Origin of the sequence: Cryobacterium sp. Y11 (assembly GCF_002929535.1) — a bacterium.
Taxonomy (GTDB): domain Bacteria; phylum Actinomycetota; class Actinomycetes; order Actinomycetales; family Microbacteriaceae; genus Cryobacterium.
This window is the reverse complement of the sequence record NZ_PJJO01000055.1, coordinates 46,813-59,611: the sequence shown is the minus strand read 5'-3', so window position 1 is coordinate 59,611 and position 12,799 is coordinate 46,813. Positions and strand designations below refer to the sequence as shown.

Below are 12,799 nucleotides of genomic sequence, written 5' to 3'. Positions count from 1 at the left end.
AGACTGCCGCTCGTGCAGATTCGAGAACTCTCTATTCCTGATTCATTTGAAATCACCCCGAAGCAGTTTGGTGACGACCGGGGAGTGTTCCTCGAGTGGTATCGATTCGACAAGCTCGAAGAGAAGGTGGGGCACAAGCTTGACCTCGCGCAGGCCAATACTTCGGTGTCGAAGCGCGGTTCGGTGCGCGGCATCCATTTTGCGGATGTCCCGCCCAGCCAGGCCAAGTACGTCACAGCCGTCCACGGTGCCGTCCTCGACTACATCATCGACATTCGGGTGGGTTCGCCCACGTTCGGCCAATGGGACAGCGTGCTGCTCGACGATACCGACCGTCGCGCGGTCTATATCGCCGAAGGACTCGGCCACTGCTTCGTCGCGCTGACCGAGAACGCGACGGTGAGCTACCTCGTCAACAGCACCTTCAGCCCCGGCCGTGAACACGGTATTAGTCCCCTCGACGAGGAGATCGCCCTGGTGTTCCCGCCCGAGGCTGGCGAGCTACTGCTATCTCCGAAAGACACGGATGCCCTCACTCTGGCAGCTGCAGCTGCCGCCGGTTTGCTCCCCACGTGGAACGCCGCCCGCGCCTACTACGCCTCTTTGAACGACAGGAACTAACACCCATGCGCGGAATCATTCTCGCCGGCGGCTCGGGCACACGCCTGTGGCCAATCACCAAGGGCATCTCGAAGCAGCTCATGCCCATTTATGACAAGCCAATGATCTACTACCCCTTGTCGACGCTGATGATGGCGGACATCAAAGAGATTCTCATCATCACCACGCCGGAGTACAACGACCAGTTTCGCGCGCTTCTCGGGGACGGTTCTGACTTGGGTATCAGCATCGAGTATGCGGTGCAGGCTTCCCCGGACGGCTTGGCCCAAGCATTCATTATCGGCGAAGAATTCATCGGAGAAGACAGCGTTGCCCTGGTGCTCGGCGACAATATCTTCCACGGTGCGGGCCTCGGTTCGGCGTTGAGAGGCAACGCTGACATCCAAGGAGCTCGAATTTTCGCGTATCACGTGAGCAACCCCACGTCTTACGGCGTGGTGGAGTTTGACGAAACCATGACGGCGATCTCAATCGAAGAAAAGCCGTCCAAGCCAAGAAGTAACTATGCGGTGCCTGGCCTCTACTTTTACGACAATTCCGTCGTGGAGATTGCCAAGACCATCGAGCCGAGCGCCCGTGGGGAGCTCGAAATCAGCACGATCAATGAACGGTACCTGGAGCAGGGCGCATTGCACGTGCAGATTCTCGACCGTGGCACCGCCTGGTTAGATACTGGCACGTTCGAATCGATGATGCAGGCGTCCGAATATGTGCGCGTCATCGAAGACCGTCAGGGTTTCAAGGTGGGATGCATTGAGGAGATCGCCTGGAGAGCCGGCTGGATCACGGACGCGCAACTCGAAAGTCTTGCCAAGCCCTTGCAAAAAAGTGGCTACGGACGCTTTCTTCTCGGGCTGCTCGCTGTCTGATGGCAACCAGGTAGGGGCGCTCAGCAACCCATACCTTGACAAGACAAGCTTTCTCATGCAAAGGTCGGGTTCAGCGCCTTTGATCGTGACATAGGGCCTATTTCTGGGGAGACATGGTCCGATGAATGGCGCTGTTTTGAACGCTTGCCCGCGCAATAAACGCAATGGCTTGCGTGTTGTCGTTGGGCTAATGATTGTTGGTCTGCTGTCCGTGGCCCTCGGCTGGAGCGCCTCTTCGGGTGCTTTCGCTGCTCAGATCGGTACGGGCGCAGTGTCAGTGAAGGGTCCGAGTTCAGAACTGGTGCCAGGCACCACCGTTGAGATTCGACAGGGGAACTGTTCCGGGCCCGCCGTGTGGCGTACGATAACGGGCAGTGCACCTGCCGCGTATGGCGCCTTCGGAATCGGGCTGGCCGCAGGGCAGTACTGCATTTTAACCCTCGCCGTTCCGTCGCTATACGCTGTGCCGGCCACCTCTCTTGTAGAGATGAAGGAGGGACCGGGCAACTGGTTCACGGTCTGGCTGCCGGGGCCGGTTTCTGGTGCGCTCGTTGCTAAGGATGCCGGTGGTAACGGAGTCAATGGGCTGTCGGCTCTTATTCAGGAGGGTCCGTGTGCTGCTCCGGGCGGCGGTGTGTGGCAGAACACGACGGCAACCAGCCGATGGTCGTCTGGGGGCTTTGGGATTTCGCTCAAGCCCGGCACGTACTGCTCTACGGCCCAGAGCGTTCCGGCAGGATACGACTATCCCGCTCCGGTCGAAACTGTGGTGTCAGCGCCGGGGCCCGTGTGGATCACCATGTGGCTTGCCGCGACTTCTGTTCGAGGAACGACAGACGACGTCATTGCAATCAACGCGACGTCGATGTCTCAGTTTGTCGAGTTCTCCTGTTCTGACTGTGTTGACAATGTCATTCTTTGGGCCCTTAGCGATGCAGGAGATCGAGATCTACTGATCAATGAAATCGGTGCCTACCCGAAGGGCCGGGTGATCGTCGGATTCTATGATTTGGACCCGATTGTTTACACTCAAATCGCCGTTCAGGCCAGAGGTAATTGGACTATGCGCGTTCTTGACATCTCCTCAGCCCGCCATGTTTCCAACCAGGCCTCAGGAATCGGTGACGATGTTGTCATCTTCGACCGAGGGGGTAGTGTGGCCGCGCTTTCCCACCATGGTTCCGCAAATTTCATAATCTGGGCGTCCGACCAGAACCGGGGCTTTGGGTCAGATTGGGCCCCAATCGTTAATGAGATCGGCGATTATTGGGGTCGCGTTCCTATGGGCTCACCCGCAATCGTTCAAGTATCCACGAACGGTTCCTGGGAGATTACAACGGGGTAGTCCTGATGACCACTGCACGCAGCACTGGTACACATCACTTAATCCCCCGGCGAGCGGACGCTGGCTGGACCGGTTGGGACGCTGCGCCTAGGGAATTGGGTGCCGCGCTGCGCGCCAAGAACGAAAATTCAGGCCGAGAGCCAGGACCACCCTGAGGGGCCAGAACTGCCAACCAGCGTACTTTTTGAAGAGGAATCGCTTGGCACTGACATGATGTGCTCGAAGCATCCGGGAACTCTCGCCCTGGGTCGAGTGAGCGCCCGAGTGGGTCACAACTGCTGCGGGTTCGTACACATTGCGAAGCCCTCGTTTACCCATCCGGTAGCCGAGATCAACGTCTTCGAAATACATGAAGTAACCCTCATCGAAACCATCCAGTTCATCCAGAACTGATCGTCGTACCAACAGGAAAGCGCCGGAAAGCCAGCCTGCATCACGCTGTTTCAGGTCGCTGCCGTCAGCTTTCAAGTACCGTCGGGTCCACGGATTCGTAGGCCACAGATTCGCAAAAAGCCCATGCCCGATGCCCGTTCGCAACGAGGGTATTCCTCGTGCGGAGGGGTATACCTCACCGCTCGATGTCAGTATTCGCGGGCCAATCGCTCCGATTGAGGGATCGGCGGCAATGTGCTCGACGAGCATATCTATTGCCCCAGGCGACGCAACGATGTCGGGGTTACTGACGAGTACCCATTCGATGTCGTTGGCGAGACCCTGTACCGCCGCGTTAACGGCATGCCCGTAGCCGCGATTGGACTTGAGCGGGAGATATTCGGCTCCGGCGAGACGGGAAATTCGAGCCACATCTGGGGATGCGGGAACCGCCTTGTTATCAGCGACGATGACCTGCAAGGGGCGAGTCGACGCGAGTGACAGGGACTGCAAGAAATCGCCCAAGACTTCTTCAGACCCGTAACTGACGGTCACCACAGCGACGTTTGCGTGGTTTGAGCGTGACTTCGGTGCGGTGGCCATACGACTTTCCATCATAGTTCTAGGCTAGATTGACTTGCGGCCAACCTGGCCAGCTAATCAGTGAGGCTACATGCGATACCTAAAGGAAGTTCTCGATTCCCGAGAGCTCCTGGCCAATCTCACCCTGCGTGAGATTCGAGGTCAGTACAAGCGCACCATCTTCGGACAGCTGTGGTCGTTGGCGAATCCGCTCGCCTCGATGCTGGTTTACACCATCGTGTTTAGATTCATTCTTCGAGTGAGTCCACCAGCTGGTGACCCCAGCGGTCTGGACATTTTTGCCGTCTGGCTGCTTTGTGGTCTGCTGCCGTGGACCTTCTTTGCTACGGTCGTCACGCAGGGGATGGGGTCGGTCATTGCCAATGCCGGTCTCGTTCAAAAGGTCTATTTCCCACGAATCGTCCTGCCGCTGTCAAAGGTCGGTTCGGTGGGTTACAACTGGCTCTTTGAAATGGGCGTGCTTGTTGTCGTTCTCGTGTTGTGTGGAGCCTTTGTCTGGCCGTGGCTCCTGCTGACCGTTGTCGCCATGTTCCTCCTGGCCTTGTTCGCCGGTGGCCTCGCGCTGATGCTCGCTGTGGCGAATGTGCATTTCAGGGACACTCAGTATTTTGTGTCGATCGTCCTTCAGATCTGGATGTATCTGACGCCGATCATTTATCCCATCAGCCTCGTTGAGGATCAATCCGTTGCGTACGGTGGGCTCTTCGGGACATCCATTACGCTTCTGGACATCTACCGGCTGAATCCGCTAGAGCGATTCGTTGCTGTTTTTCGACAATTGCTCTATGACAACAGATGGCCCGACCCGACAGATCTATTACTGTGTGCGATATGGGCTCTGGGCGCATTCGTCATTGGAATAGCAGTGTTTAGACGCAACGAGAAGAAGTTGGCCGAAGCGCTATGAGTGAAATCGCAGTCCGCGTCGACCACGTCAGCAAAAAATTTCGTCTTTATCACGAGCGCAATCAGTCGCTTAAATCAGCCATCATGAGGGGTCGGCGCTCCGTTCATGAGGACTTCTGGGCGTTGAAGGATGTGAATTTCGAGGTGCCGACCGGTTCGACTTTTGGTCTTATCGGTAGTAACGGGTCGGGAAAATCGACGTTACTCAAATGCCTCGCCAAGATCTATTACCCGGAGAAAGGTTCGATTTCGTACAATGGAAAGATCGCTGCTCTACTTGAAGTCGGTTCCGGATTCCACCCGGAATTATCCGGTCGTGAAAACATATTCCTCAACGGTTCAATTCTTGGTATGACCAAGAAAGAAGTCACTCGAAAATTCGATGAGATCGTCGATTTCTCTGGTGTTGAGCAATTCATCGACCAGCCGGTGAAGAACTACTCCTCAGGCATGTATGTTCGTCTGGGGTTTTCCATCGCAATCAACGTCAACCCCGATATCCTCGTTGTCGATGAAGTCCTGGCCGTTGGAGATGCAGAGTTCCAAGAAAAGTGCAGCCAGAAATTCGTTGATTTTAAGAAAGATGGCAAAACAGTAATTCTCGTGAGTCACGCCATGGCAGCGGTGCGGGAAATGTGTGATCACGCGGCGTGGCTGAGCCATGGGGAATTAGTGGCCGTTGGCGAGGCCGAACCTACAATCCAAGCGTATTTGAACTCACTCAATCAGGGCGAGGGATTGTGACCAGCGCTCTCGGCGCCACGCCGACTCGAGGGGAAGACGCCCAGGTGACAATTGCTGAAGCGCTCGGAGGACATCGTAATTCCCTCGGCCTCCTCCGGCTTATTTTGGCGTCACTTGTCATTTTCGACCACGCTTTTCCGCTCGGCGGGGACGGTCGGGATCCATTTTGGTTGCTGACAAGGGGGCAGGCATCTCTCGGGACGATCGCCGTCGGCGGGTTTTTCGCGATCAGCGGGTACCTGATTGCCAAAAGCGGTGTGTCGAGCGACATTCTGCAATTCATGTGGCGTCGGGTCCTGCGGATCTTCCCCGCGTATTGGGGAGTTTTACTTGTCACGGCCCTCATCGTGGCGCCCATCGTGTGGGTTACCGCTGGGGGAACACTGTCGGACTACATCAGCCGTGCCCCTGACGGTCCGCTCGGCTATCTCAGTCGCAACTGGACGTTGAACATCGGTACCTATGGCATTTACGATATTTTTGCCGATACGACGCCCTACGGTGAAAGCGTCGGTGGATCCGTTTTTAATGGTTCCATATGGACGCTGATCTATGAGTGGTGGTGCTATCTGATCATTGGGGTTTGTGTCGCATTCGGCATCATGAATCGCGCGAAGATCGTCATTCCAATGTTGACACTGGGGTTCTTCCTGCTTCAGGTCATCAGTCTCTCAAACCCCGCAATGCTGGGCGCTATCGCGCCCTTCCTGGCCGACTCACAGCTGGTGGCTCTGACTTTCACTTTCCTAGTCGGATCTACACTCGCGGTGTATTCGAAGGTCGTGCCGTTTGATGATCGGCTTGGAATATTAGCCGGATTAATCACGGTCGTGTCGCTGCGCTATGGCGGTTTCAATACTGTCGGTGTGATTGCGGGTGCGTATTTCGTTTTGTATCTCGCCGCAAGGCTGCCGGCGCGTCTGCATTGGATTGGCGCAAAAAATGACTATTCCTACGGGGTGTACGTCTACGGTTTTCTTGTCCAGCAGGTGCTCGCCTACGTCGGCGTGCAGAAGTGGGGCTATTTTCTGTATTCCCTCACGGCGCTCGTGATCACTTTCGTCTGCGCCTGGCTTAGCTGGCACGTGATCGAGAAACGCGCGATGTCCATCAAGGACTGGGGCCCCGGCAAGGGCTGGAATTACTGGAAGAGTCTGCTCCAGACCAGATTTGCGTCGCGAAAACTGGCTCGATTTGCGGTCAACTCGAATGTGCCCTCCAAGGCGCTCTCCCTCAACACAAAGGACATAACCAAGTGACGGTATCTAGTAATTCAACGATTCTGGTCACCGGAGGAGCTGGCTTCATCGGTTGTGAAATTTCTCAGAAGCTCGCTGGCTCGTTTGATCGCTGGGTCGTTCTTGACTCGCTGCATCCTCAGGTACACGCCGAGGGCAAGAGACCCGAACGACTCCACGAGTCTGCGGAATTGCACGTCGGGGACGTGACCGATCCACGCGTCTGGGACGAACTCCTGGAATCGGTGCAGCCAGACGTAGTCATCCATCTGGCTGCTGAAACCGGAACGGCCCAATCCCTGTATGAGGCGAGCCGTCATGCGCAGGTTAACGTGGTCGGTACAACGCAGATGTTAGATGCGTTTGGACGAAGTGGACACCAACCTGCCCATATCGTGTTGAGTAGCAGCCGTGCGGTGTATGGCGAAGGGCGATGGATCCGTGCTGATGACACGATTTTCCAGCCGGGTCAACGAACACACTCCCAATTTGAGACGGGCCAATGGGACTTCCCCGGCGCGACAGCCCTGCCAAGCCGGGCGAGCGAAACTGTTCCAGCGCCGACGAGCGTGTACGGATCCACAAAACTGGCGCAGGAGAATATCCTCCTGGCCTGGGGAGCTGCGCACGATGTGCGCATCTCCATTTTGCGCCTGCAGAACGTGTATGGCCCGGGTCAGTCACTTATTAATTCCTACACGGGCATAGTCTCCCTGTTTTCTCAGTGGGCACGCGGGGGGAAATCGATTCCGTTGTACGAAGACGGCCAGATCACCAGAGACCTCGTCTACATCGAAGACGTCGCCGAGGCCTTCGCAGCAGTGGTCACGCGAACTGAAATCGACCCATTGCCGATCCTTGACATTGGGTCGGGCGTAGCCACAACGATTGAGCAGCTTGCTCGCACAATTGCCGATTATTACGAGGCACCGCAACCCCACGTCAGCTCTGCTTTTCGAGACGGCGATGTGCGCTTCGCTGCTTGCAACATCGACGATTCACGGCGAGTGCTTGGATGGACTCCACAATGGGATGTTCAGCGGGGACTGGCAGCTCTTCAGGTCTGGATTAATCAGGAGCTGCTCACCGCGGAAGGCATTCCCAATGAGTAGCGAACAGACGCTCGTCGTTCAATCAGTGCTTTTCGGAAATGATGCTCACGAAATTGTTCGGGCAGCACAGGCGGTTGCAAACTCGGTGAAGTGGGCGCGGTCTCGGGGGCTCATCGGCGAGTGGAAATTACTTCTCGGTGATTGCAGTCCGACCCCGGTGCTAAATGTATTGCACATGGACGAGATTGCGTCGACGGTAGGCGCCGAGGGTGGCCAATTCGAACTACATTCTTTCGGTGCCAATCTGGGGTCGGCTGCTGGGCACAATGCTTTGGCCTCAAAAGAGTTCTCTGAGCTCATCCTCATTCTGAACCCGGACGCCATCGCGGGGCCGGGGACGCTCAGCGTTCTCGCTTGCGCTTTAGATGACGGTGTTGGTATTGCTGAAGCGCGACAGATTCCGTTAGAGCACCCAAAAGACTTTGTGGCCTATTCCGGTGATACGAGTTGGGCGTCAACCGCGTGCGCGCTCACGACGCGTGCTGCCTTCGATGCCGTCGGAGGCTTTGATTCAGATACTTTCTTCCTCTACTGCGACGATGTCGACTATTCCTGGCGCCTGCGTCTCGCCGGATATCGAGTGGTCTATGAGCCGGCTGCGCGCGTCTTTCATGACAAGCGCCTCACCCAGACGGGCGATTGGCCGGCAAGTGGGGCAGAGGTGTATTACTCTGCCGAGGCAGCCTTGTTCATGGCACACAAGTATTCTCGCCCTGAAATCGTGACGAGGCTTCTAGCCCAGTTCCGATCTGAAGGATCCACTTCCGTGCTGAAGGCAGTGGCGGCTTTTGAGCGCAAAAGAAAACTCGGAACGCTTCCGACCCCTCTTGACGCTGAACACAAGGTAGGTCAATTCATTGGAGATAACTATGCTGTCCACCGGTTCTGAACAGTTGAAGGTTCAGCTCGGGGCTGACGGTTTAACGTCTTCATCGGACCATAACGTGCACACTTCAACGATAGATACGCTCTTAGGCGAGCTGATGAGCGGCCCGCACCTGGATCCTGACTTGCGATACGCCCTCGATTCCGTGCGCGGCCTGATCTCTGCGGAAGACCGGGACGCCCCTTTTCTGACTGTTCTGCTCAGGACCCAAGGGAAACGGCCGGAGCCGCTCAAGGACGCCCTCCTGTGTCTGGCTGCGCAAACCGATCAGGATTTTGAAATCATTGTGATCGATCATGACGCCGACCTGGAGGGCGCTGAAGTCGTCAGGAACGCCATCGCGGAGCAGCCAATCTGGATGGCGGACCGTATCTCCCGACTCGAGGTGCGTGGCGGCAATCGGGCCAAACCATTAAATGCAGGTATACACGCTGCGACGGGGCGCTACGTCGCCGTTTTTGATGATGACGATTTGTTATTCGCTAATTGGGTGGAAGCATTTAGGACGGCCTCTCAAAGGAGCAGCGGTCGGATGTTGAGAGCGCTGGCGGCCAACCAAGCCGTGACCCCAGAATTGTGGCCGCAAGATCAAATCGGTTTCCGAACGATTTCATGGCCAAAAGCTGACTACCCGCGCGAATTTGACCAGATCGCCCATTTGGGGATGAACTACTCACCGTTTATGTCGTGGGCGTTTCCGAGCACCTTGTTCCGGAAGTTTGGATTTGAGTTCGATGAAGAACTGACCGTCTGCGAAGACTGGGACATGATACTGCGGGGCTCGCTGCTGTTGGGGGTTGAAAACGTCGATGTATTGACCGCCATCTATCGAAAGTGGAAGGGGGGGCAATCTTCGTATACCGACCATTCACGGGACTCGTGGGCGTGGTCGGAGGCGAAGGTCGTGCAAAGAATCAATGATTCTGTTCTCATTATGCCGGGAGGATTTGCCCCCTTCATCCGGCACGCTATGACGTTGCGCGGCGCCCATGAGCAGCTCGGGGCACTGCTACAAAGTCGAGCTTGGCGGTACAGTCGGCCGGTTCGAGGTGCGTTGAGGGTCGCGGGGTATACAAAGCGCAGAATCCGGCGACTGCTCAGGCGCACGTAGGAGTGGGTGGAATGCTGCAGCGCGAGCAGGGAGGCGCGTTCGGACTACTCGGGAATGGGGGACAGGCTCGGGAAGTCTCCGAATTCACCCCTCGCGAAATCGAATTCTATGCTGTTTCTTCGAAGTATTTAATACCAGGGAGGGGTGACATTATCGACATTAATACGACTATTCGAAGCTATCTTGATCGTCCGGTCATCGCCGCGGTTGGCGCCCCAGGTGCGCGACGCCTGGTGGTGGATGCTTGGGGAGGTAAGACGTACGGTACCGTTATCGCTCCCGAGGCATGGGTCGCTGCCAGCGCCGGCATCGGGCTGGGCAGTGTCATTGCTCCTGGCAGCGTCGTCACCGCCGCAACAACCATTCATCAACACGTGCTTGTGAACGTTTCCGCTTCGGTGAGCCACGACTGCGATGTGGCATCCTTTGTCACAATCTCACCCGGTGTACGAATAGCTGGAAACTGTCGAATTGGCGCGGGTAGTTTTCTCGGCATTGGTGCTGTTGTTTCTCATGGACTGCAGGTTGCTGAGGGCACCGTTCTGGGGGCAGGAGCGGTGCTCATGCAAGATACTGTTCCCGGGGGAGTTTATGTCGGAGTTCCGGCGCGATACGTTCGAACAATAGACGGATGGCTACATGAAATATGACGTTCCATTCATTCGTCCGGTTCTCCCGTCTGCGGAAGAGATTACCTCGGACGTTAAAGAGATAATCGCCGCGAATTGGTTCACAAATTTCGGTCCAAAAGAGCGGCAGTTCGCGACCGGTATTGGTAACTATGTTGGGCAGGGATTGCACGCGGTGACCTTCGCGAGCGCGACCCTCGGGCTCATGGCCGCCATGCGGGTTTTCATAAGGCCCACGTCGCACGAGCGGCGATTCGTCATCGTGCCGTCGTTCACATTTGCGGCGGGTCCCGCGGCGATCCGTTGGGCAGGACTTGAGCCACTATTCATAGATATCGATCCAGAGTCTTTGCAGCCGTCTCTTGAAGCGGCGCGTGGAGCGATCACAAAATACGGGACGCGTATCGGCGGGATTCTGCTGTGCAACACTTTTGGTATCGGTAACCCTGCGATCCGGGAATGGGAGACGCTAGCGAAGGTTGAGAATCTTCCCCTAATAATCGATTCAGCCGCGGGTTTCGGATCCACGTATGCCGATGGCAGCATGGTCGGCAGCGCAGGAACCTGCGAAGTCTTTTCGTTCCATGCAACAAAGCCGTTCGCGATTGGCGAAGGCGGTGCGGTCGTCTGCCGAGATGAGTCATTTGCGCAGGAGCTTCGCGCATTTACCAACTTTGGTTTTAGTGCTGGACAGGGCGCCTCTATGCTCGGACTAAACGGAAAGTTACAGGAGATCAGCGCGTCAATCGGCCTACGACAGCTCGATAAATTTGATGCTGCACTTAGAGATCGCAGGCGCACTTTTCGAAAATTCGAAGCGGAGCTTCCCTCTGACGTGTTTCGGTTTCCTCCAGGAATGGCCGAATCTTCCTTGTGCTTTGCATCCGCTGTGCTGCCGAACCATGAGTTGCGAGAGGCTGCCTTGGCTCGCCTTGAGCGGGACGGGATCGAAGCGCGCGCGTATTACGCGCCCGCAGTGCACGTGCAACCATACTTTTCGAGCGCTCCGCGCATGGATGATCTGACGCACACTCTCAAAGTGACCAGCACCATACTCTCAATTCCCTTGCATCAGTCCATGCGCCCCCATGCCGTCCAGTCGATCATCACTGCACTAACAGGGAAGATGCATTAAGAATGAAAAAGAAATTGGGTCCAATCCGTGATCGACTAGTAAACCGTCTTTCCGGTATTGATGTCAGAGCAACAGCGAACGCGGTAAACGAGGCTGTTGCACAGGAACAAGTTTGGCGAGAAATCGCCTCGCAGCGTCAAGAAATAGCCCATGCCAGGCAGGTTCTTGCCGAATCGTTGCAGGCAGACCGGGAAAGTGTCAATCAGTGGCAGGCGGCGGCTGACGTGCAACTGCGCGAGATCTTCGCTCAGGTTGAATTCGCGAGCAGACGGCAACACGTTCTGCTTGAAGCCCTCAAGATCGAGCGTGATCACATTCCCGAGTTGCAGACCCGGTTGAGTGCCGTTCGCGAAACCGCAGAATACCGTGGAGTGCACGATCTAAAAGACCCACTGGTGTCCGTCAGAATAGCAACTTTCGACAAGACTGAAGAACTGATGGACGTCGCTATAGCATCCGTCTTGGCGCAAAGCTACGAAAATTTTGAAATCGTCGTGGTGAATGATGGGCCGAACGAAAAAACACGGAGGGCCGTCATAGGCTTGAACGACATGCGTGTTCGTTATGCGGAGTTGCCAGAAAGGGGTCGCTATCCCTCCGACCCGCACAGCAAGTGGATGGTGGCGGGGTCACCGGCCATGAATAGGGCGGCAAGTCTCTGTGAGGGAGCATGGATCGCCCCACTCGATGATGATGATGAATTTACGGCCGATCATATTGAAAAACTCGTAATTTTAGGCAACAAAAATCGTGCAGAGCTCTCTTACGGCGCGCTCATTCAGCGCAATCTCAAGGAGGGTGGCGAAAAAAAGATTTGGAGTTCTCCGCCTGCAATAAGCGAATTCAGTTTTCAAGGAGCGATATACCTGCGTCTGCTGAATTTCTTCCAATACGACCAGCAAAGTTGGCTGACGGAAGAACCGGGTGACTGGAATTTGATCCGACGAATGTCTTTGGCCGGAGTGAATATGGCATGCACGCAAGATGTGGTTGCAATCATGAATATGGTGCCCTACACGCTCAAGGACGCCAAATGACGCAGTCAGCGCTACGCCGTTGCCTTCTGGCGCGATACGTGGGGGCTTGAAAACGGACTAGAGACCAACGTTAATCAGCCCTGGAACCGCCACAGGCGGTGGAAGAAGTTCTAGACATCCGGCAGTGCAGTGATGCGGTCGGCCGCAGTCGACGTACCCGGCAAGAGATGCTCGATACGTTCAACCCGCAG

General features: G+C 56.0%; 13 protein-coding genes. 12 read left to right on the top strand and 1 reads right to left on the bottom strand.

The window, feature by feature from the left end:
• Positions 1-12 precede the first annotated feature (12 nt).
• The 3 genes from CXY75_RS08540 (at position 13) to CXY75_RS08530 (ending at position 2,835) form a co-directional block, all read left to right on the top strand.
• Positions 13-621 (top strand): dTDP-4-dehydrorhamnose 3,5-epimerase family protein, encoded by a 609-nt coding sequence (locus CXY75_RS08540; protein WP_104082412.1) that lies wholly within the window; start codon positions 13-15, stop codon positions 619-621.
• Between the two features lie 5 nt (positions 622-626).
• Positions 627-1,490 carry a glucose-1-phosphate thymidylyltransferase RfbA gene (rfbA, locus tag CXY75_RS08535; RefSeq protein ID WP_104082411.1) on the top strand — a complete coding sequence of 288 codons (864 nt, stop codon included), beginning with the start codon at positions 627-629 and terminating at the stop codon, positions 1,488-1,490.
• A gap of 121 nt (positions 1,491-1,611) precedes the next feature.
• The gene (locus CXY75_RS08530; RefSeq protein ID WP_146069422.1) at positions 1,612-2,835 is read left to right on the top strand and encodes a hypothetical protein; all 1,224 of its coding nucleotides are present in this window, start codon (positions 1,612-1,614) and stop codon (positions 2,833-2,835) included.
• Positions 2,836-2,922: 87 nt separating this feature from the next.
• Here the strand turns inward: CXY75_RS08530 and CXY75_RS08525 are convergent, their stop codons facing one another.
• Complete coding sequence (locus tag CXY75_RS08525) at positions 2,923-3,810, bottom strand: glycosyltransferase family 2 protein (RefSeq protein WP_104082409.1); 888 nt, start codon at positions 3,808-3,810, stop codon at positions 2,923-2,925.
• Positions 3,811-3,880: 70 nt separating this feature from the next.
• Here CXY75_RS08525 and CXY75_RS08520 point away from each other — a divergent pair, with 70 nt between their 5' ends.
• The 9 genes from CXY75_RS08520 to CXY75_RS08480 are packed head-to-tail and all read left to right on the top strand — an operon-like array spanning position 3,881 to position 12,608.
• Positions 3,881-4,717, top strand: coding sequence for an ABC transporter permease (locus tag CXY75_RS08520; protein WP_104082408.1), 837 nt, complete (start codon positions 3,881-3,883; stop codon positions 4,715-4,717).
• Entirely contained in the window at positions 4,714-5,460 is a 747-nt protein-coding gene (locus tag CXY75_RS08515) for an ABC transporter ATP-binding protein (RefSeq protein WP_104082407.1), read from the top strand. The genes CXY75_RS08520 and CXY75_RS08515 overlap by 4 nt, the downstream gene beginning before the upstream one ends.
• Complete coding sequence (locus CXY75_RS08510; protein ID WP_104082406.1) at positions 5,367-6,719, top strand: acyltransferase; 1,353 nt, start codon at positions 5,367-5,369, stop codon at positions 6,717-6,719. Before CXY75_RS08515 ends, CXY75_RS08510 begins: the two co-directional genes overlap by 94 nt.
• Complete coding sequence (locus tag CXY75_RS08505) at positions 6,716-7,810, top strand: NAD(P)-dependent oxidoreductase (RefSeq protein WP_104082405.1); 1,095 nt, start codon at positions 6,716-6,718, stop codon at positions 7,808-7,810. Before CXY75_RS08510 ends, CXY75_RS08505 begins: the two co-directional genes overlap by 4 nt.
• Entirely contained in the window at positions 7,803-8,699 is an 897-nt protein-coding gene (locus tag CXY75_RS08500; protein WP_104082404.1) for a glycosyltransferase family 2 protein, read from the top strand. Before CXY75_RS08505 ends, CXY75_RS08500 begins: the two co-directional genes overlap by 8 nt.
• A complete protein-coding gene (locus CXY75_RS08495) occupies positions 8,680-9,807 on the top strand; it encodes a glycosyltransferase family A protein (protein WP_104082403.1) in 1,128 nt (375 codons plus the stop codon). Before CXY75_RS08500 ends, CXY75_RS08495 begins: the two co-directional genes overlap by 20 nt.
• Before the next feature lie 11 nt (positions 9,808-9,818).
• Positions 9,819-10,457, top strand: a complete 639-nt coding sequence (locus tag CXY75_RS08490) for an acetyltransferase (RefSeq protein WP_104082402.1) — start codon at positions 9,819-9,821, stop codon at positions 10,455-10,457.
• A complete protein-coding gene (locus CXY75_RS08485; RefSeq protein ID WP_104082401.1) occupies positions 10,447-11,571 on the top strand; it encodes a DegT/DnrJ/EryC1/StrS aminotransferase family protein in 1,125 nt (374 codons plus the stop codon). Before CXY75_RS08490 ends, CXY75_RS08485 begins: the two co-directional genes overlap by 11 nt.
• 2 nt (positions 11,572-11,573) lie before the next feature.
• On the top strand, positions 11,574-12,608 hold the full coding sequence (locus CXY75_RS08480) for a glycosyltransferase family 2 protein (protein ID WP_104082400.1): 1,035 nt from the start codon (positions 11,574-11,576) through the stop codon (positions 12,606-12,608).
• Positions 12,609-12,799: the final 191 nt, after the last annotated feature.